General features: G+C 72.5%; 22 protein-coding genes and 1 riboswitch. Of the genes, 15 read left to right on the top strand and 7 right to left on the bottom strand.

The annotated features are described in order from the left end of the window. Nucleotides 1–32 precede the first annotated feature (32 nt). From gcvH to AB0B20_RS26600, 8 genes are all read left to right on the top strand, one after another. Nucleotides 33–413, top strand: coding sequence for a glycine cleavage system protein GcvH (gene gcvH / locus AB0B20_RS26635; protein ID WP_357474386.1), 381 nt, complete (start codon nt 33–35; stop codon nt 411–413). A gap of 216 nt (nt 414–629) precedes the next feature. Further along, nucleotides 630–1,079 (top strand): FHA domain-containing protein, encoded by a 450-nt coding sequence (locus AB0B20_RS26630; RefSeq protein WP_046570336.1) that lies wholly within the window; start codon nt 630–632, stop codon nt 1,077–1,079. A 50-nt stretch (nt 1,080–1,129) separates the two neighbouring features. Further along, on the top strand, nt 1,130–1,831 hold the full coding sequence (locus AB0B20_RS26625; protein ID WP_357387445.1) for a MerR family transcriptional regulator: 702 nt from the start codon (nt 1,130–1,132) through the stop codon (nt 1,829–1,831). Between the two features lie 213 nt (nt 1,832–2,044). Beyond that, nucleotides 2,045–2,509, top strand: a complete 465-nt coding sequence (locus tag AB0B20_RS26620; protein ID WP_091577612.1) for a bifunctional nuclease family protein — start codon at nt 2,045–2,047, stop codon at nt 2,507–2,509. Between the two features lie 157 nt (nt 2,510–2,666). Then, nucleotides 2,667–3,254, top strand: a complete 588-nt coding sequence (locus AB0B20_RS26615; RefSeq protein WP_357387443.1) for a MerR family transcriptional regulator — start codon at nt 2,667–2,669, stop codon at nt 3,252–3,254. 435 nt (nt 3,255–3,689) lie between these two features. Then, nucleotides 3,690–4,079, top strand: coding sequence for a group 1 truncated hemoglobin (locus tag AB0B20_RS26610; RefSeq protein ID WP_194803355.1), 390 nt, complete (start codon nt 3,690–3,692; stop codon nt 4,077–4,079). 2 nt (nt 4,080–4,081) lie between these two features. Continuing rightward, nucleotides 4,082–5,257 (top strand): globin domain-containing protein, encoded by a 1,176-nt coding sequence (locus AB0B20_RS26605; RefSeq protein WP_357387441.1) that lies wholly within the window; start codon nt 4,082–4,084, stop codon nt 5,255–5,257. Continuing rightward, entirely contained in the window at nt 5,254–5,934 is a 681-nt protein-coding gene (locus AB0B20_RS26600) for a DivIVA domain-containing protein (RefSeq protein WP_357387439.1), read from the top strand. Before AB0B20_RS26605 ends, AB0B20_RS26600 begins: the two co-directional genes overlap by 4 nt. Before the next feature lie 49 nt (nt 5,935–5,983). Here the strand turns inward: AB0B20_RS26600 and AB0B20_RS26595 are convergent, their stop codons facing one another. Then, entirely contained in the window at nt 5,984–6,634 is a 651-nt protein-coding gene (locus AB0B20_RS26595; protein WP_357474383.1) for an NAD(P)H-binding protein, read from the bottom strand. 82 nt (nt 6,635–6,716) lie between these two features. On the opposite strand from AB0B20_RS26595, the gene AB0B20_RS26590 reads away from it, so the two are divergent. Next, nucleotides 6,717–7,559: an NAD-dependent protein deacetylase gene (locus tag AB0B20_RS26590; RefSeq protein ID WP_357387435.1), complete on the top strand. Its 843-nt coding sequence runs from the start codon at nt 6,717–6,719 to the stop codon at nt 7,557–7,559. Between the two features lie 57 nt (nt 7,560–7,616). Then, nucleotides 7,617–7,707, top strand: a riboswitch (glycine riboswitch). Between the two features lie 73 nt (nt 7,708–7,780). Further along, nucleotides 7,781–10,603 (top strand): aminomethyl-transferring glycine dehydrogenase, encoded by a 2,823-nt coding sequence (gene gcvP, locus AB0B20_RS26585; RefSeq protein WP_357474380.1) that lies wholly within the window; start codon nt 7,781–7,783, stop codon nt 10,601–10,603. 94 nt (nt 10,604–10,697) lie between these two features. On the opposite strand, the gene AB0B20_RS26580 is transcribed toward gcvP, so the two are convergent. Beyond that, the gene (locus AB0B20_RS26580) at nt 10,698–10,898 is read right to left on the bottom strand and encodes a DUF5999 family protein (protein ID WP_013286363.1); all 201 of its coding nucleotides are present in this window, start codon (nt 10,896–10,898) and stop codon (nt 10,698–10,700) included. A 123-nt stretch (nt 10,899–11,021) separates the two neighbouring features. On the opposite strand from AB0B20_RS26580, the gene AB0B20_RS26575 reads away from it, so the two are divergent. Continuing rightward, nucleotides 11,022–12,215, top strand: coding sequence for a chorismate-binding protein (locus tag AB0B20_RS26575; protein ID WP_357474377.1), 1,194 nt, complete (start codon nt 11,022–11,024; stop codon nt 12,213–12,215). 64 nt (nt 12,216–12,279) lie between these two features. Here AB0B20_RS26575 and pip read toward each other — a convergent pair whose 3' ends face one another. After that, on the bottom strand, nt 12,280–13,230 hold the full coding sequence (gene pip, locus AB0B20_RS26570; RefSeq protein ID WP_357474374.1) for a prolyl aminopeptidase: 951 nt from the start codon (nt 13,228–13,230) through the stop codon (nt 12,280–12,282). 48 nt (nt 13,231–13,278) lie between these two features. Here pip and AB0B20_RS26565 point away from each other — a divergent pair, with 48 nt between their 5' ends. Together AB0B20_RS26565 and def are read left to right on the top strand one after the other, a co-directional pair. Beyond that, entirely contained in the window at nt 13,279–13,776 is a 498-nt protein-coding gene (locus AB0B20_RS26565; RefSeq protein WP_357387427.1) for a MarR family transcriptional regulator, read from the top strand. 21 nt (nt 13,777–13,797) lie between these two features. Beyond that, nucleotides 13,798–14,307 (top strand): peptide deformylase, encoded by a 510-nt coding sequence (gene def, locus AB0B20_RS26560; RefSeq protein ID WP_357387425.1) that lies wholly within the window; start codon nt 13,798–13,800, stop codon nt 14,305–14,307. On the opposite strand, the gene AB0B20_RS26555 is transcribed toward def, so the two are convergent. Both AB0B20_RS26555 and AB0B20_RS26550 read right to left on the bottom strand, forming a co-directional pair. Beyond that, the gene (locus AB0B20_RS26555) at nt 14,287–15,090 is read right to left on the bottom strand and encodes a GNAT family N-acetyltransferase (protein WP_357474371.1); all 804 of its coding nucleotides are present in this window, start codon (nt 15,088–15,090) and stop codon (nt 14,287–14,289) included. The genes def and AB0B20_RS26555 overlap by 21 nt on opposite strands. Beyond that, complete coding sequence (locus tag AB0B20_RS26550; protein WP_357474368.1) at nt 15,075–15,848, bottom strand: TSUP family transporter; 774 nt, start codon at nt 15,846–15,848, stop codon at nt 15,075–15,077. The genes AB0B20_RS26555 and AB0B20_RS26550 overlap by 16 nt, the downstream gene beginning before the upstream one ends. 174 nt (nt 15,849–16,022) lie before the next feature. Between AB0B20_RS26550 and AB0B20_RS26545 the strand changes: the two genes are divergently transcribed. Beyond that, nucleotides 16,023–16,802: an endonuclease/exonuclease/phosphatase family protein gene (locus AB0B20_RS26545; RefSeq protein WP_357387419.1), complete on the top strand. Its 780-nt coding sequence runs from the start codon at nt 16,023–16,025 to the stop codon at nt 16,800–16,802. 3 nt (nt 16,803–16,805) lie between these two features. Here AB0B20_RS26545 and AB0B20_RS26540 read toward each other — a convergent pair whose 3' ends face one another. After that, nucleotides 16,806–17,672, bottom strand: coding sequence for a tetrahydrofolate dehydrogenase/cyclohydrolase catalytic domain-containing protein (locus tag AB0B20_RS26540; RefSeq protein ID WP_357474364.1), 867 nt, complete (start codon nt 17,670–17,672; stop codon nt 16,806–16,808). Between the two features lie 93 nt (nt 17,673–17,765). Then, nucleotides 17,766–18,809, bottom strand: a complete 1,044-nt coding sequence (locus AB0B20_RS26535; protein ID WP_357474361.1) for a hypothetical protein — start codon at nt 18,807–18,809, stop codon at nt 17,766–17,768. A 104-nt stretch (nt 18,810–18,913) separates the two neighbouring features. Between AB0B20_RS26535 and AB0B20_RS26530 the strand changes: the two genes are divergently transcribed. Continuing rightward, on the top strand, nt 18,914–19,348 hold the full coding sequence (locus AB0B20_RS26530) for a hypothetical protein (RefSeq protein ID WP_357474358.1): 435 nt from the start codon (nt 18,914–18,916) through the stop codon (nt 19,346–19,348). Nucleotides 19,349–19,424 lie beyond the last annotated feature (76 nt).

Below are 19,424 nucleotides of genomic sequence, written 5' to 3'. Positions count from 1 at the left end.
CTCCGGTGCACCGATGACGAAGGACGCAGCTGGTGATTCCTGAGGATCTGCGGTACACCGCCGAGCACGAGTGGGTGGTCGGTGGTGACGGTGGTGTCGTCCGCGTCGGTATCACGCACTTCGCGCAGGACGCCCTGGGTGACATCGTGTTCGTGCAGCTGCCGGAGCCCGGTGCGGTGGTGGCGGCGGGTGAGTCGCTGGGCGAGATCGAGTCGACGAAGAGTGTGTCGGAGATCTACGCGCCGCTGAGCGGTACGGTGTCGGCGCGCAACGAGGCGTTGACCGACACCCCTGAGGTGATCAACACGGATCCGTACGGTGCGGGGTGGTTGGTCGAGATCACTCCGGACGATCCGGCGGCGGTCGAGGGTTTGCTGACCGCCGATGCGTACCGCGAGCTCACCGAGAGCTGAGTTCGTGCTGTTCCGGGCGGCGGCGTGGTTCCGCGCGTCCGGTTGCCCTGCATTTCGGCGCTGGCTAGGCTCGCCCAGTCGACCGAGAACCAATAGTTTGAGCGTTGCGGAATGCGCCTTCCCGGGCAAGGGGAGCCAGCCGCCGGGTGTGGTGTTGCCCGGCGGCCAGACCCGCCATTCCCTGACGCCGACCGAACAGATCCGTGAGGTGGTCCCATGACGCGCCCAGACGACGAGTTCCCCCCGCTCGACGTCACTTCGACGCTCAATCTCGGCTCGCTCGACGAAGTGCTGGAGGGGCCGGACACCGATGTGGTGCCGAGCCGGATGTCCGGTTCGTTGCCGCCGGGTATGGCGTTGCTGGTGGTTCGCCGGGGTCCGAATGCGGGTGCCCGGTTCCTGTTGGACCACGATGTGACGACGAGTGGGCGGCACCCGGACAGTGACATCTTCCTGGACGACGTGACGGTGTCGCGGCGGCACGCGGAGTTCCACCGTGACGGTGGGACGTTCACGGTGCGGGATGTGGGCAGCCTGAACGGCACGTACGTGAATCGTGAGCGGGTCGAGGCGGCCACGTTGAGTAACGGTGACGAGGTGCAGATCGGTAAGTTCCGGGTGGTGTTCATCGCCGGTCCGCGTCCGGAGGAGGCCGGCCGGGGGTGAACGAGCCTGCGGCTTCGACGCCGTCCGGGGCGGCGCGGGCGCCTGCGCTGATGAGTATCGGCGAGGTGCTGGCGCAGTTGCGGCCGGAGTTTCCGGACGTCACGATCTCGAAGTTGCGGTTCCTGGAGGCCGAGGGCCTGGTGGAGCCGCAGCGGACGCCGGCGGGTTATCGGAAGTACGGCTGGGACGATGTGGCGCGGTTGCGGTTCGTGTTGACCGCGCAGCGGGATCAGTATCTGCCGTTGCGGGTGATCCGGGAGCAGTTGGCCCGGTGGGACGGGTCTGGCCCGTCGCCGGGGCGGGGGCGGCCGAACCTGGTGGCTGTGGGTCCGGGTGGTGAGGTTCCGGGCCGGGAGCCGGGGGAGTCGGCCGAGTCGTCGGAGGTGCGGCTGGACCGGGCCGGTCTGATCGCTCGTAGTGGTGTTGACGAGTCGACGCTCGCGGAGTTGGAGCGGCTGGGTGTGCTGGTGTCGGATCCGCCGGGGTGGTACGACGCGGATGCGTTGATCATCGCGAGTGCGGTGGCGGGTCTGGCGGCGTACGGGTTGGAGCCGCGGCATCTGCGGGCGTACCGGTCGGCGGCGGATCGTGAGGTCGGCTTGTTCGCGCAGTTGGTGGCGCCGTTGGCGCGGCAGAGTGATCCGGCGGCGCGGGCTCGGGCGGCGGAGACGGCGCGGGAGCTGGTGGCGTTGTCGCAGCGGTTGCACGCGGCGTTGCTGCGGGTGGGGTTGCGGTCGACGTTGGGCCGGTGAGGTCGGTGCGGAGGGTCGGGTGCCGTTACGGCGTCCGGCCCTTCGTCGCGTGTGGGCGCGGAAAGATCTGCTTGGTGGCGCGTGTCGTAGGCTTGCCGGGGTATGCCCGTCCGGCGAGGCGTGGTGCACGTAGCGCGTGGGACTCCCGTGTCCTGGTCCGTGTACCGTGCAGGGAAGGGCGCGGTGCAAGGTGACGACGACACGGAGGCGGCGGTGCGCGAGCTGAGCGTGGTCGGAGTTCGGGTGGAGCTGCCCAGTAACCAGCCGATCGTCCTGCTGCGGGAGGTCGAGGGGGACCGCTATCTGCCGATCTGGATCGGCGCGGTCGAGGCGACGGCGATCGCCTATGAGCAGCAGGGGGTCAAGCCGGCCCGGCCGTTGACGCACGATCTGCTGCGGGATGTGCTGGCGGCGTTGCAGGCGCCGTTGCGGGCGGTGGAGATCACCGAGTTGAAGGAGAACGTGTTCTACGCGGATCTGCTTCTGGGTGACGGGGTGCGGGTGTCGGCGCGGCCGAGTGACTCCATCGCGTTGGCGTTGCGGGTGGGTGCTCCGATTCGTTGTGCGGAGCAGGTCCTCAGCGAGGCGGGGATCGTGATCCCGGACGAGCAGGAGGACGAGGTGGAGAAGTTCCGGGAGTTCCTGGATCAGGTGCGTCCGGAGGACTTCGCGGGTTGAGGCGTGCCGGTGCGTGGTGTCGCCGGGTGGTGGCGCGGCGTGTCGTGGTGTCTCCTGCGGGTGAAGTGCGGGGGGCGGCGTTAGGGTTGCCGTGTCGAGTGGTGCGCGTACGGGGAGTCGGCGCGGCACCGCCACGGGCGCGGGGAGGTTGGTCCGGATGCACGAGCCGCGGGATCCTGGTCCGAGTGTGGAGCAGCAGCAGGCGGGTGTGGGGGCCGATCCGGCCGGTGACGGCGAGGTCGGTTATCGGGGTGTGACCGCGTGTTCGGCGGTGGGCATCAGTTACCGGCAGCTCGACTACTGGGCGCGTACGGCGCTTGTGGTGCCGAGTGTGCGTGACGCTTCGGGTTCGGGGACGTCGCGGTTGTACTCGTTCCGCGACCTGGTGGTGTTGAAGGTCGTGAAGCGGCTGCTGGACGCCGGGGTGTCGTTGCAGAACATCCGGAAGGCGATCGAGGCGTTGCGGTCGCGTGGGGTGGACGATCTGGCGGGCATCACGTTGATCTCCGATGGGACGACCGTGTACGAGTGCCGGTCTCCGGAGGAGGTGGTCGACCTGTTGCAGGGCGGCCAGGGGGTGTTCGGCATCGCTATCGGTGGGGCGTTCAAGGAGATCCAGGGTTCGTTGTCGCATCTGCCGGCGGAGCCGGTGGGTGGGCAGGAGCCGGCGGCCGCGGCGGAGCCGGAGGCCGAGCCGGTGGGTGACGAGTTGGCGGCGCGGCGGGCCCGGCGTCGGGCCGGGTGACCTGCGTCGCGTCTCGTTGACGGGATCGCGCCGCGCCCGAAAAGGGTGTGGCGCGATTCGTGTTTTGGTGACGGGGTGTGCTCCTTCCCGGTGGCCTTCGGGGTGTGTGCGGCGCGGTTCGAGTAGTGCGTGAATGTCCGCAGGTCACTGCCGCTGCGCACGTGATGTCCGAAAAGGACGGTACGTCGTTCGTGTTCACCTGCTGTCGCCGCCTGGTAGCTCTTTGTTCATCGACCTCGCCCCGGTTGTTGACTGTCCGTAGTTGACAGTTCTCGGGATCCGGACAGGGTGGGCGTGAACTGGCGTGTCGGGCACGCTATGGTCCGTTCCGGTCGTCGGCGTGTCGAGATCACGGCGGAACGCTGTGTGATGCCGCGCCGGACGGCGAACCCCTGCCGCGGCGCTGACCGCGGACCCCTGCTGGAAGGACCGAGCATGACGGTGACGAGCGAGACCACCCCGATCTCCCACTACGAGCGCATCGGTGGCGCGGCGGCGGTGAAGGCCGCTGTGGAGCTGTTCTACGACAAGGTGCTGGCCGATCCTGATCTGGCCGGCTACTTCGCCGACGTGGACATGGTGGAGCAGCGGCGGCACCTGGCGTTGATGCTGGCGGTGGTGCTGGGTGGCCCGAACGAGTACGCGGGCCGCGGGCTGGACGAGGCGCACCAGCCGTTGAACATCACGGGCGAGCACTACGCGAAGGTCGGTGAGCACCTGACCGCGACGCTGGTGGAGCTGGGCGTGCCGGCGGACGTGATCGCCGACGTGCAGGTCGTGCTCGGGCAGGTGCGGGAGCAGGTCGTGTCGGCGGGAGACGCCTGAGCGTGGACGTCGCACGGCTCAAGCAGAGCTGGTCCCTGGTCGCCGCGCACGGCGACCAGGTGCCGCTCTACTTCTATTCGACGCTGTTCCTGTCGCATCCGGAGACGCGGCAGATGTTCCCGACGAACATGGCCGGGCAGCGGGACCGTCTGGTGGCGGCGTTGGGGCATGTGGTGTCCCACGTGGATCAGGTGGACCGGCTGGTCGGGTTCCTGCGGGACCTCGGCGCGGATCACCGGAAGTTCGCGGTGCGCGCCGAGCACTACCCGGCCGTCGGTGAGGCGCTGCTGGCGACGTTGCGGCACTTCTGCGGTGAGGCGTGGACCGAGGAACTGGCCGCCGACTGGACCGCGGCGTACGGGCTGGTCGCGCAGGTGATGACGGAGGGCGCGCAGGCCGCGGAGTCGCAGTCGCCGCCGTGGTGGGTGGCGGAGGTGCTGACCCACGAGCAGCGCACGTTCGACGTGGCGGTGCTGACGGTGCGTCCGCAGTATCTGTTGCCGTTCCGGCCGGGCCAGTCGATCGGGGTGTCGCATCCTGCGGTGCGGTCGTGGCGGTACTACTCGCCGGCGAACGCGCCGCGTCCGGACGGCACTGTGGAGCTGCATGTGCGGGCCGCGCCGGGTGGTGTGGTGTCGTCGCGGCTGGTGTACGGGTGCGCGGCCGGTGACCAGATCCATTTGGCGTCGCCGGTGGGGGACCGGTTGACGTTGTGGCAGGCCGGGTCGTCGGATCTGCTGCTGCTGGCCGGTGGCACCGGCTGGGCGCCGGTGAAGGCGCTGGTGGAGCAGGTCGCGGCGGAGGGTTCGGGGCGGCGGGTGGACCTGTATGTGGGTGCCCGTTCGCGGACGGAGTTCTACGACAGCGAGGCGATCGACAAGTTGGCGGCGACGCATCCGTGGCTGCGGGTGTCGTACGTGGCGGGGGCGGAGCCGGGGCGGCCGGGGGAGCCGGTGCGGATCGCCGACCGGGCGCTGGCCGACGGGGACTGGCGGTCGCGGCATGTGTACGTGTGCGGGTCCGACGAGATGGTGGGTCATTCGGTGGCGGCGTTCGCCGCTGCCGGTTACGAGCCGGGCCAGGTGCATCACGAGGGTTACGGCAAGCACTGGTACGGCCCGGCGTGGCGGACGATGACCGGCGCCGACGGGCCGGGAACAACGGAGGTGAGCCGGTGAGCGCGGGCCCGATCAGTGGTTACGACGCGCAGCAGGTGTCCGGTCCGGTGCAGGTGCGGTTGACCGCCGACCGGGTCCGGCGGTGGGAGTTCGGGTCGGCGGCGTTCACCCGGCGCGGTTACGACCAGACCGATGTGGACCGGTTCCGGTTGCAGGTGGCCGACGAGCTGGATCTGCTGGCGGCGCAGGTGGCGAACCTGCGGGCGGAGAACGAGCGGCTCAACGACCATCTGGAGCTGCACCGGCACGGGGTGATCCCGAGCGCCGAGGCGGCGGTGGCGCCGGCGGCGAAGGAGGTCAACCTGTTGTCGGCGGCGCAGCGGGAGGCCGAGCAGATCATCGCGCAGGCCCACGACTACGCGCGCCGGGTCGCCGAGTACGCCCGTACCCAGTACGAGAGTTACATGCGGGCGGCGGCGGAGGAGGCGAAGCGGGAGGCCGAGCGGGCGGTGGCGGAGTACCGCAGCGCGGCCGGGAGCGGCTTCGACGACTCGGTGGCGGCGCGGGAGGCGCTGCGGATCTTCGGCGAGATGATGATCTCGCACATGCAGGCGGCGGCGCGGCACCTCGACGACGGCAGTGAGCAGCTGGCGCGCACGATGGAGCGGATCGCCCGGGAGTTGCCGCAGGGCGGTGGGGGCGTGCCGCAGCCGGCGTTGTCGCGTCACCAGCGTTGAGCGCCTGTCCCGGCCCGCCTGTCCCGGCGGGCCGGGACGTGCCGGCGGGTCAGACGGCGGCGATCGCCTCGGCGATGGGGCTGTCCCCGCCGACCAGTTCCAGGGTGTGCCCGGCGGTGGCCGGGGCGTACAGCAGGGCGAGCAGCACCCGGGCCACGTCGGCGCGGCTGATCGCGCCGGGTTCGACGTGTCGGGCCAGGGTGATGCGGCCTTCGGGTTCGTCGTCGGTGAGGCGGCCGGGCCGCAGCACCGTCACGTCGAGGTCCCGCGTGGTGACGTCGTCCTCGGCGGCCTTCTTGGCCCGCAGGTACGCCGCCCACACGTCGTCGGTGCCGTCGGCGGGGGCGGCGTCCACGCCCATGGAGGAGACCAGCAGGTAGCGGCGTACCCCGGCCTGGACGGCGGCGTCGGCGAGCAGCACGGCGGCCCCGCGGTCGACGGTGTCCTTGCGGTCGGCGCCGCTGCCGGGTCCGGCGCCGGCGGCGAACACGACCGCGTCGGCGCCGTGCAGGTGCGCGGCGAGGGTGCCGACGTGGGTGTGTTCCAGGTCGCAGACGACGGGTTCGGCACCGGCGGCGCGCAGCGCGGCGGCGTGGTCGGGGTTGCGGATGAGTCCGACCGCGGTGTCGCCGCGTCCGGCCAGTTCCCGCTCCAGCAGTTTGGCGATCTTTCCGTGGCCTCCGGCGATGACGACGCGCATATGGTCAACCTAGCCCGCCCGGGCGTACCCCGCCGGGTGACCGGCCTCGCCGATCACCGTGCCGGCGAGGGAGCATGGACGGGTGAGTGAGGCGTTCGAGGAGTTGACGCGGCTGGTGGCCGCCGGTGGTGTGGTGGTGCTCAGCGGCGCGGGCCTGTCCACCGAGTCGGGCATCCCGGACTACCGGGGGCCCAGCGGCGCGGCCCGGCGGCACACCCCGATGACGTACCAGGAGTTCACCCGGGATCCGCTGGCGCGGCGGCGGTACTGGGCGCGTAGCCACCTGGGCTGGCAGATGATCGCGCGGGCGGCGCCGAACGACGGGCACCGGGCGGTGGCCCGGTTGCAGGCGGCCGGGCTGCTCGGGGGGATCATCACCCAGAACGTCGACGGGCTGCACACGGCGGCCGGCGCGGCCGGGGTGATCGAGTTGCACGGCCGCCTCGACGAGGTGACGTGCCTGGACTGCGGCAACGCCACCGGCCGCGACGAGCTGCACCGGCGGCTGTCGGAGGCGAACCCGGGTTTCGACGCCCGGGTGGCGCGTGTCAACCCCGACGGTGACGTGGATCTGCCCGACGAGGCGGTGACCGGGTTCCGCACTGTCGGCTGCGCGCTCTGCGGCACGGGCATGCTGAAACCGGACGTGGTGTTCTTCGGTGAGACGGTGCCCGCGCCCCGGGTCGCCGACTGTTTCGCCCTGGTCGAGCGGGCCCGGGCGCTGCTGGTGCTCGGGTCGTCGTTGACGGTGATGTCGGGGCGGCGGTTCGTGCTGCGGGCGGCCCGCCACGGCATCCCGGTGGCGATCGTCAACCAGGGTGTCACCCGTGGCGACGGGTACGCGGCGCTGCGCCTGGACGCGCCGCTGGGTGCCACGCTGTGCGCGCTGGCCGACCGGCTGGTGGCGGCCCCGGCGGCGGTGTGATCATCCCCCGGGACATGAGCCGGAAACACGCCCGCTGGTAGCGTGGAAGGTGCCGGTACCACCCACGTGGGAGAGACCGTCGATCCGACGGCGCCGAAGGGGCAGATTCTCCCCGGAACCTCTCAGGCAAAAGGACCACGTGGGCAGGCGCTGTGGAGCGCGTCAGCGCGACTCAGGGGGAGGCCGACCCGTCGACCTCGCCCCACCAAGGAGCGCAGCGCATGACCGCAGAGCAGTTCGCCGACCGGCACATCGGTCCCGGCCGCGACGACGAACGCCGGATGCTGGAGACCGTCGGTTACGGCTCCGTCGACGAGCTGATGGACGCGGCGATCCCCGAGGTGATCCGCTGGCACGGCACCCTGGACCTGCCGGCTCCGGCGAGCGAGCGGGAGGCGATCGCCGAGTTGCGCGCCCTGGCCGCCCGCAACACCGTCGCCGTGTCCATGATCGGCCTGGGGTACCACGGCACGCACACCCCGGCGGTGATCCGCCGCAACGTGCTGGAGAACCCGGCCTGGTACACCGCGTACACGCCGTACCAGCCGGAGATCAGCCAGGGCCGGCTGGAGGCGCTGCTGAACTTCCAGACCATGGTCACCGACCTGACCGGTCTGGCCACGGCGAACGCCTCCATGCTCGACGAGGGCACCGCCGCGGCCGAGGCGATGACGCTCGCGCGCCGCGCGTCCAAGAGCAAGAGCCCGGTGTACGTGGTCGACGCCGACGCGCTGCCGCAGACCGTCGCGGTGATCGCCAGCCGCGCCGAGCCGCTCGGCATCGAGGTGCGCGTGATCGACGTGGAGCGCGACGAGTTGCCGGCGGAGTTCTTCGGCCTGCACCTGCAGTACCCGGGCGCCTCCGGCGCGGTCCGGGATCACCGGGCGCTGGTCGAGGCGGCGCACGGCGTGGGCGCGCTGGTGGCTGTCGCGGCGGACCTGCTGGCGTTGACGCTGCTGCGCCCGCCGGGCGAGATCGGCGCCGACATCGCCGCCGGCACCACCCAGCGGTTCGGTGTGCCGATGGGCTTCGGCGGGCCGCACGCCGGCTACCTGGCGGTGCGTTCGGGCCTGGAGCGGATGCTGCCGGGCCGCCTGGTGGGGGTGTCCCGCGACGCCGACGGCAACCCGGCGTACCGGCTGGCGTTGCAGACCCGCGAGCAGCACATCCGCCGGGAGAAGGCGACCAGCAACATCTGCACCGCGCAGGTGCTCCTCGCGGTGATGGCCGGCATGTACGCCGTCTACCACGGCCCGGACGGGCTGCGCGCGATCGCCCGGCGTACCCACGAGGCGGCGGCGCGGCTCGCGGCCGGGCTGCGGGCCGGCGGCGTCGACGTGGCCGACGTGCCGTTCTTCGACACCGTCACCGCGATCGTGCCGGGCCGGGCCGCCGACGTGGTGGCCGCCGCGGCCGAGCGCAACGTGAACCTGCGGCTGGTCGACGCCGACCGGGTCGGCGTGTCGTGCGACGAGACCACCACGCCCGCGCACCTTGAGGCGGTGTGGGCGGCGTTCGGCGTCGACGGGTTCGACGGCGACACCGTGACGGCGCTGCCGGACGGGCTGGCCCGCACGTCGGGCTTCCTCACCCACCCGGTGTTCCGCAGCCACCACTCGGAGACGGCGATGCTGCGTTACCTGCGCCGCCTGGCCGACTTCGACTACGCGCTGGACCGGGGCATGATCCCGCTGGGGTCGTGCACGATGAAGCTCAACGCGACCACCGAGATGGAACCGATCACCTGGCCGGAGTTCGCGCACCTGCACCCGTTCGCGCCGGACACGCAGACCGCCGGGTACCGGGAGCTGATCGCGCAGCTGGAGGGCTGGCTGGCCGAGGTCACCGGCTACGACGCGGTCAGCGTGCAGCCCAATGCCGGGTCGCAGGGTGAGCTGGCCGGGCTGCTGGCGATCCGCGGCTACCACCGGGAGCGCGGCGAGGGGCACCGCGACGTGTGCCTGATCCCGTCGTCGGCGCACGGCACCAACGCCGCGTCGGCGGTGATGGCCGGCATGCGGGTCGTGGTGGTCGGCTGCGACGCCGACGGCAACGTCGACCTGGTCGACCTCGACGCGAAGATCGACAAGCACCGGGACGCGCTCGCCGCGATCATGGTGACGTACCCGTCGACGCACGGCGTGTACGAGACCGGCATCGCCCAGCTGTGCGCGAAGGTCCACGACGCGGGCGGGCAGGTGTACGTCGACGGCGCGAACCTCAACGCGCTGGTCGGGTTCGCCAAGCCGGGCCGGTTCGGCGCGGACGTGTCGCACCTGAACCTGCACAAGACGTTCTGCATTCCGCACGGCGGTGGCGGCCCGGGCGTGGGCCCGGTGGCGGTGCGGTCGCACCTGGCGCCGTTCCTGCCCGGTGACCCGCTCGGCGCGCGCGCCGACGGGCGGCCGGCGATCTCGGCGGCGAACCACGGGTCGGCGGGGATCCTGCCGATCCCGTGGGCGTATCTGCGGATGATGGGCGCCGACGGCCTGGCCCGCGCCACCGGCGTGGCGGTCCTGGCGGCGAACTACGTGGCGGCGCGGCTGCGCAACCACTTCCCGGTGCTGTACGCCGGCAACAAGGGCCTCGTCGCGCACGAGTGCATCCTGGACCTGCGTCCGCTGACCAAGGCCACCGGCGTGAGCGTCGACGACGTGGCGAAGCGGCTGATCGACTACGGCTTCCACGCGCCGACGATGTCGTTCCCGGTGGCCGGGACGCTGATGGTGGAGCCGACGGAGAGTGAGGACCTGGCCGAGCTGGACCGCTTCTGCGACGCGATGATCGCGATCCGGGCGGAGATCGACAGGGTCGGCTCGGGGGAGTGGCCGGCGGGGGACAACCCGCTGTCCAACGCGCCGCACACCGCGGCGATGGTGTCGGCCGACGAGTGGCCGCACCCGTACCCGCGGTCGGTGGGCGCCTACCCGGCCGGCGTGGACCGGACGGGCCGGTACTGGCCTCCGGTGCGGCGCGTCGACGGCGCGTACGGCGACCGGAACCTGGTCTGCTCGTGTCCCGCGCCGGAGGCGTTCGAGGACTGAGCGGCGGACGCCGGGGCGGTGGGCTGTCGCCGCCCCGGCCGGCGCGCCGGACGGTCATGACCGGCGCGTACGCTCACTGACGCTGCGTGATCGCTCAGGCGACGAGGGCGTGGCGGGCCGGACCCCGGTGGGGGGCGATGGTGCGCCCGTCGGGGAGCAGCTCACCGGTGTCCTCGAAGACGATGACACCGTTGCAGAGCAGGCTCCAGCCCTGCTCAGGGAAGCAGGCGAGAACGCGGGCGGCCTCTCGGTCGGTCGCGTCGGCGGAGGGGCAGGTGGGCTGGTGCTGACACATCGGGTTCTCCGGACTGTGGGGGCACTGTGTCATGGTTCACATGACCAGTGACGCACAGTACCAAGGAAAACTGAGCGGCAACGAGCAAGGATGCGTCTTGTTCACCCAGAATGGGCTGAACGGATGACCCGTAACCGCCCGGACGTCGTGGAAGCGCTCCCACTGGTGGAGGTCGATGCTCCCGGCGCGCCGCCCGGATGTCGCCGGCGGCTCGTCGAGACCGCCCGGCTGCACTGGTCGATCGGCGACGGCGGCGACCCCGCCGACCTGGCGCAACGCTTCCTCGCCGCGCACGGCGTCGACCGCGACGACCTCGCCCGGCCCGGTCGCCACGACCCGGACGCCGCGGTGTGCGGTGCCGCGCTGTACCTGTCCGCCGCCGCCGGCGCGTACGCCATCGGCGTGTCGCCCGGCGCGCCGAGTCCCGCGCCGGCGCTGCCCGACCTGGTCGTGGTCGTCTACCACCACACCGACATGCCCGCTGCGCCCCGGCCGGCGGCCCCGGCGCCGTGGCGGCTCGGGCCCTGGCGCGACAGCTGGACCCCGGCCGCGCACGCCGACGCCGTCGACGCGGTCCGCGCCGCCATCGCCCGCGGCGACGTCTACCAGGTCAACGTCGTCGGCCACGCCGCCGCCGCCTACAGCGGCGACCCGCTGCCCGCTCTGGCCCGCCTCGCCGCGCTGCCCGGCGCCCGCTACGGCGGCACCCTGCACGGCCCCGGCTGGGCGCTCGGCTGCGCCTCCCCGGAAACCCTCATCGCCGTCGAGCACGGCCGGCTGGTCACCCGCCCGATCAAGGGCACCTGCCCGGCCACCGCCGCCGGACGCCGCGACCTGCTCGCCTCGGCCAAGGAACGCGCCGAGCACGTCATGATCGTCGACCTGGAACGCAACGACCTGGCCCGGGTGGCCCGTACCGGCTCGGTGCGCGTCGACGAGCTGTTCGCCGTACGCCGCTGGTGTGACCTGTGGCAGGCGGAGTCCACGGTGTCGGCGGCGCCCGCCGACGGCCTGGGCCTGGCCGACCTGCTGCGCGCCGTGTGCCCCGGCGGGTCGGTCACCGGCGCACCCAAACACGCTGCCCTGGCCCGCATCGCCGCGCTCGAGCCCGTCGGACGCGGCGCGAGCATGGGCGCGCTCGGCTGGGTCGGCCCCGACCGCCTCGACCTGGGCCTGACCATCCGCACCGCCGCCGCCGACGGTGACCTGCTGCACCTGTGGGCCGGCGGCGGCATCACCTGGGACAGCGACCCGGCCGCCGAGGTCGCCGAGGCCGCCGCCAAGGCCGCCCCGATCCGCGCCCTGCTCGCCGGCTGACGGGCCGCCCGGGCGCCGGCGGGGCCGCGCGCGGCGGCTCGGGAGCTGGCGGCCGCGCGGCGGCTCAGCCGGCGGCGGCGAAGGAGTCCAGGGCGGCGACCACGCGCTCGCTCATGCCGTGCCCGCCGCCGTGGCCGCCGGACTCCACGATCTCCAGCCGCGCGTCCGGCCAGTCCCGGGTCAGCTGCCAGGCGATGTCCGGCGGGCCGCTGACGTCCAGCCGCCCCTGCACCAGCACCCCCGGGATACCGGCGAGGCGGCCCGCGTCGCGCAGCAGCTGCCCGTCGGGCAGGAAACCCCGGTTCGCGAAGTAGTGCGTCACCAGCCGGGTGAACCCGTACCGGAAGACCGGGTCGGCGAACCGGGGACTCGGCGCGTACCCGCCGGCCAGGGACACGTGCACGTCCTCCCAGTCGCACCAGTCCCGCGCCGCCCGGTCCCGCACCGCCGGGTCCGGGTCGGCGACCAGCCGGGCGTACGCGGCGGACAGGTCCCCGTCGCGGTCGGCCTCGGGCACGCCGTCGCGGAACCGCGCCCACTCCTGCGGGAACACCCGGCCCATGTCCCGGGTCACCCACTCGATCTCGCGGCTGGTGTTGGCGACCACGCTGAACAGCACCAGCGCGCTGACGTGATCCGGGTGCCGCTGCGCGTACGCCAGGGCAAGGGACGACCCCCACGACGCGCCGCACAGCAGCCACCTGTCGATCCCCAGGTGCACGCGCAGCGCCTCCATGTCGGCCAGCAGATGCGCGGTGGTGTTCACCGACAGGTCGGTGGCCGGATCCGACGCCGGGGGAGTGCTGCGCCCGCAGCCACGCTGGTCGAACAGCACGATCCGGTAGGCGGCCGGGTCGAACAGCCGCCGCCAGGACGCGCCCGCCCCGGAGCCGGGCCCGCCGTGCACCACGAGCGCCGGCCGCCCGTCCGGGTTGCCGCACGTCTCCCAGTACACGCGCTGCCCGTCCCCGGCGTCCAACATGCCGTGCGCGTACGGCTCGATCGGTGGATACATCAGTGGCCTCCCCGAGTCAGATACAACAGCGCTGTTACATTAGTGGACGTGACCGCCCCCGACCGCGACGCCCTCGGCACCCTACTACGCCACGTCCTGGACGTCCTCGACGGTGACGTCGCCGCCGTCCACGACCGGCTCGGCCTCACCGACTACCGGCCCCGCTACTCACCAGTCGTGCGCGCGCTCGTCGCCGACGGCCCGCTGCCCATCCGCGACCTCGCCGCCCGCGTCGGCGTCACCCACTCCGCCGCCAGCCAGACCGTCGCCCAGATGCGCCGCGCCGGCCTCGTCGACCTGCGCCCCGGCACCGACGCCCGCCACCGCATCGTCACCCTCACCGACCGCGCCCGCGCCCTGCTGCCCGCCGTCGAAACCGAATGGGCCGCCACCACCGCCGCCGTACGCCACCTCGACACCGAACTGCCGGTGCCGCTCGCCGACGAGCTGTACGCCGTCCTCGACGCCCTGCGCCGCCGCCCCCTGCGCGACCGCATCGCCGACACCGGACTCCTCGACACCGCAGCGGACACCCGGAACCGGTAAGCAACGGATAGCCTTCCGGGCATGACTATGCGCCCCATCCGGATCATCGGCGACCCCGTGCTGCGCACCCCCAGCGAACCCGTCACCAGCTTCGACGCCGAACTGCGCGCCCTCGTCACCGACCTGATGGACACGCTGCTCGGCGCACCCGGCCGCGCCGGCGTCGCCGCACCCCAGATCGGCGTCAACGCCCAGGTGTTCGTCTACGACGCCGACGGCCGGCGCGGCCACATGATCAACCCCACGCTGGAGGTGTCCGACGAACTCCAGGACGACGAGGAGGGCTGCCTGTCCATCCCCGGCCTGTACTTCCCGACCCCCCGCGCGCTGCACGCCACCGCCCACGGCTACGACCAGCACGGCGAACCGCTCACCGTCACCGGCAGCGGCTTCCTCGCCCGCGCCCTGCAACACGAGACCGACCACCTGCGCGGGCGCCTCTACGTCGACACCCTGCGCGGCGACACCCGCCGCCGCGCCCTGCGCGAGATCCGCGCCGGCCGATTCGACTCACCCAGCCGCGGCCGCTGACGTCAACGCGCACTCGGTGAACCCGGCCGCCCGGGAAAACCCCAACCGCTCGTACAGGCGCACCGCCGCCGCGTTGTCCGCCCGCACGTTCAACGTCACGTGATCCACCGACGTGAGCAGCCGGGCGCACAACGCCGCCACCACACCCGCGCCCAGACCACGACCCCGCACATCCGGATGCGTCGTCACGTTGCCCAGCGCCGCCACCCGCCAGCGCGGCGAGAACACGTGCACCCCCGCCACCGCCACCAGCCGGCCGCGCTCCCGCACCCCCAGGTACTGGCCCGTCCGCAGCATCCGCGCGTCGAACCAGTTCCCCGGATACGCCACCGCGTACAACCCGGCCAGCTCCGCCTCGTCCGCCGGCCCCAACGGCTCACCCACCGCCGGCACCCCGGCCAGCCGCCCCGGATCAGTCAACGCCATCCGGTGATGCGCCGCCGCCTCCGACACCACGAACCAGCGGCCCACCGTGGCCTCCAGACCGGGGGACAGGTGCGCCCACATCCGCGCCGGCAACACCGGCGCCGCCTCCGCCAGCAACCCCGAAAGCTCCGCCACCCGATCCGGTGCCGCGAACGCCAGCAACGTCGGCAACTCGACCCCGTGATACAGCAGCACCACCTGGTCACCACGCCGGAACCAGGACGTGTACGGCCAGAAGAAATCGTCCAGATCACCCAACTGGTACGCGTGCAACACCGGATCCCGGCCCAGCAGACCCGCAAGCACCGCCCGGTCGTGCTCCGCCCGCACCGCCACCGCGATCAGCTCGCCGTCCACTGGTCGTAACCCAGCCGGGCCACCAGCGCCAGCACCACCACCAGCAACACCACCCGCACGAACCCGGCGCCGCGCTTCAACGCCATCCGCGCGCCCACCGCCGCGCCCACCACGTTGCACACCGCCATCGCCGCACCAAGCGTCCACCACACGTGCCCGGTCAACCCGAAAACCACAAGCGCACCCAGATTCGTGCCCGCGTTCACGACCTTCGCCATCGCCGAGGCGTGCACGAAATCCGAACCCAGAATCGCCGTGAACGCCAGCACCAGGAACGTGCCCGTACCCGGCCCGATCAGCCCGTCGTACAGGGCGATGCCCAGACCGGCCACCGCCACCGCCACCACCACCCGCTTCGGGGTCCGCCGCCGCGGCGACGCCACCACACCCAGCGACGGCCGCGCCAGCACGAACACCGCCACCGCCACCAGCACCACGAGCACCACCGGCCGGTACGCGCTGCCCGGCACCGCACCCGCCAACGCCGCACCCAGCCCCGCCGTCAGCACCGCCAGCCCGGCCGCCGGACCCGCCACCGCCCAGTCCAGCTTCGTGCGCCGCGCGTACGTCACCGCCGCCGTCGACGTACCGAAGATCGCCGCCAGCTTGTTCGTGCCCAACGCCGTCGCCACCGGCACACCCGGCGCCGCCACCAGCAACGCCGGCAACAACAACAGACCGCCGCCACCCACCACCGCGTCCACCCACCCGGCCAGGAGGGCAGCGGTCAGCAACGTCGTCAACGACAGGGCATCCACCGCCGCATTCTGCCCACGCCACCACCGGCCGCGAGGCACCCTGTGGCCAGCCTCACCGCCCCCGGCGACGCCGCAACCACACCCCGACCGACCCCACCGCCACGAACACCAGCATCGAACAGCACAACAGTTTCAGCACCCGGCAAGACTCCCACGACGACGTAGGGTGTCCAGGTGCGCCTGGCCACCTTCAACCTGCTGCACGGCCGATCCCTCACCGACGGGCTCGTCGACCCCGACCGGCTCACCGCCGCCGTCACCGACCTCGACGCCGACGTCCTCGCCCTCCAGGAAGTCGACCGCGACCAGACCCGCAGCGGCAAACTCGACCTCACCGCGGTCGCCGCCCGCGCCCTGCACGCCGACCACCACCGCTTCGCCGCCGCCGTCGTCGGCACCCCCGGCGAACAGTTCCGCCCCCTCACCCACGACGACGACGGCCACGGCGAACCCCTCTACGGCATCGGCCTGATCAGCCGCCACCCCGTCCGCTCCTGGCAGGTCACCCGCCTGCGCGCCGCACCCGTCCGCTCACCCATCTACGCACCCGGCCCCGGCGGCGGACTCGTCCTGCTCCGCGACGAACCCCGCGTCGTGCTCGCCGCCGTCCTCGACACCCCCCACGGCCCCCTCACCGTCGCCGCCACCCACCTGTCCTTCGTCCCCGGCTGGAACGTGTGGCAACTACGCCGCGTCGTCCGCGTCCTGCGTACCCTGCCCGCACCCCGGATCCTGCTCGGCGACCTCAACCTGCCCGCCGGACCCGCAGCCGCGCTCACCCGCTGGCAGCCCCTGGCCCGCCGCCCCACCTACCCGGCCGGGCAACCCCGCGTCCAACTCGACCACATCCTCGCCGACCGGCACGCGCTCGACCGGCTGCCACCCGTCACGGCCGTCCACACCCCGCTGGCCACCATCTCCGACCACCGGCCCCTCGTCGTCGACCTCGGCTGACGCTCAGCCCAGACCGCTCTGCCGCCGCGCCGCCTCCACCGCGTTACGGAACAACATCGCCACGGTCGTCGGACCCACCCCGCCCACACGCGGCGTGATCGCACCCGCCACCTCGGCACACGACTCGTCCACGTCCGGCAGCAGCCGCCGCCCCTCGTACCGCACCCCACCACCGACCACCACCGCACCCGGACGCACATGCTCCGGCCGCACGATCCCCGGCACCCCCGCCGCCGCCACCAGGATCTCCGCCCGCCGCGTGTACCGCGGCCAGTCCGCCACACCCGTGTGCACCACGGTCACCGCCGCGTTCGCCGTCGGCCGCTTCTGCGCCAGCAACATCGCCAACGGCCGGCCCAACGTCGCACCCCGGCCCAGGATCACCACCTCCCGGCCCGCCACCGGCACACCGTGGAACGCCAGCAACGCCTCGATCCCCGCCGGCGTACACGGCAACGGACCCGGCAACCCCAACGCCAGCCGGCCCATGTTCACCGGGTGCATCCCGTCCACGTCCTTGTCCGGATCCAGCTCCGCCAACGCCCGGTCGTAGTCCAGGTGACCCGGGATCGGATACTGCACCAGCACCCCGTGCACCGTCTTGTCCGCGTTGAGATCCGCCAGCACCGCGTGCAGATCCGCCTGCGACGCCGACGCCAGCAGAGGCACGTGCGGCGACGCGAAACCCAGCTCCGCCGCCTGACGCTGCTTGATGCGGATATAGCCCGCGCTCGCGTCGTCGTCACCCACCAGCACCGTCGCCAGCGCCGGCGTCACCCCCGCCGCACGCAACTCGACCACCGACGCGGCGACCTCCGACAACACCCGCTCCGCCACCGGCGCACCCGGCAACAACCGCGCAGAAGACATACGACACCTCGCCCGCGAGGGCCCAGGCGGTCGACCCCCACGACGAGCTCCCCGATGGTTCACCCATCCCCGTGCCGCCAGTCGCGTTCCCCCTCAGCCTGCCACAGCCTCCGCCGCCACCGCATCCACCACCGCCTGCCAGCGCGGCAACGCCGCCAGCAGCGCGTCCGCCCGCAGCCGCCGATCCGCCGCCGACGCCACACCCATATCCGCCAGTACCGCCCCGAACGCCCGCCCCCGCTCCGGCCCCACCGCACCCAGCACCACATGACACCGCGCGTACGTCACCAGCACCCAGAACATCGCCTCTCGGGGCCGGCCCGACGCGATCAGCTCAGCCGCACCGTCGAACACCACCGGACGCCCCGCCGCACCCAGATCCGCCCCGAACGCGAACCCCTCCCGAGGCAGCCGCGCCACCTCCTCGAACAGCACCGCCAACCCGGCCAGATGCTCCCGCACCCGCGCCGCGTCCACACCCACACCGCCGCCGTCGAGCGTGTCCAGCAACCCCGCATACCGATCGGCGAACCCGAACCGCGACAACACCCGCTCCGCCCGCGCGTACCGCCGCCGCACCGTCGGATCCGCCAGCCCCGCCACCGCCGGCCACACCGCCAGCAACGACGTCGGGAACACCCACGCCAGCACCTGCTCCGCCGGCGACCCCGAGCCGCCGACCGCCCGCAATCCGTTCTCGATCCGCCGCCGCACCCCCGCACACCGCGCCCGCGCCCACACCGGATCCGCGAACCCCGCCGCCACCCGCTCCCGCACCGCGGCCAACCGCCCCGACGGATCCGCGATCACCCCATCGGTACGGAACATCGGCGCGAACACCCACGACCCCAGCACGTCCTCCGGGCCGCCCAACTCGTCCCACGTGATCGTGCTGACCTCCAGCAGCACCCCCCGGTGCACGAACTTGCCCACCTTCAGGCCGGGCTCCCGGCGTACCAGCAGCACGTCCACGTCCGACCACGGCGGCAGCACCGCGTCGTCGGGCAACCCCACAGTCGACCCGCTGAACAACGCCCCCTCGATCGACGGGTCGGCGCGCATCCGCTCCCGCACCCACCCGACCGCCACCGCCCGCGCCGCACCCACCCGCATCCGCCCGATCCTGCCAGCGCGCACCCGCCTGCTCCCAACCAGTATGAACACGCATGGTTGTCGATCAGGCACAGAACGTGGAACATCGACGTAAGTGACTGTCGTCGAAATCGTGTGGGGCGATGCGAATGACGGACTACCACCCGATCCTCAAAGGGCGCCAAGCCGAACTCCAGGCCGTCAGTCACGTCCCCGACGAACTCGCACCACACATCCTCCCGATTTTCGACCTGCCACCCTCCGAGCACGGTCCGATCACCGACGCATGCACCTTCAGTCAACGCGCACAGGACAGCATTCCGCGTGACATGGTCATCGCCGTCGACGTGCGCCACCTCCCCGAGCCCACCACCGGCACCCGCCGACCACTCCGAGACATCGCGGACGACCTACACCCGTGGGGGATCCCCGCGCTGCCCGTCGCCCACCTGAACGACAGCCCCGCACAACTGGCCGACGTCCGTTACGCCGCCGCGCCCTACGGCGGCGTTCTCCGGCTCACCGCAGACCACACCGAACCGGACGACACCGAAACCGACGCACAACTAAGGCGTGTTTCGTAAGTCGGGCTGGCAGCGTCGAGGTCAGGGTGTGGCGGTGATCGACAACTGAAGAGGTCTCCGGTATCTGGTTCTGCGA

Origin of the sequence: Micromonospora sp. NPDC049151 (assembly GCF_040648395.1) — a bacterium.
Lineage (GTDB): Bacteria > Actinomycetota > Actinomycetes > Mycobacteriales > Micromonosporaceae > Micromonospora.
This window is presented reverse-complemented; position numbering and strand designations above follow the sequence as displayed.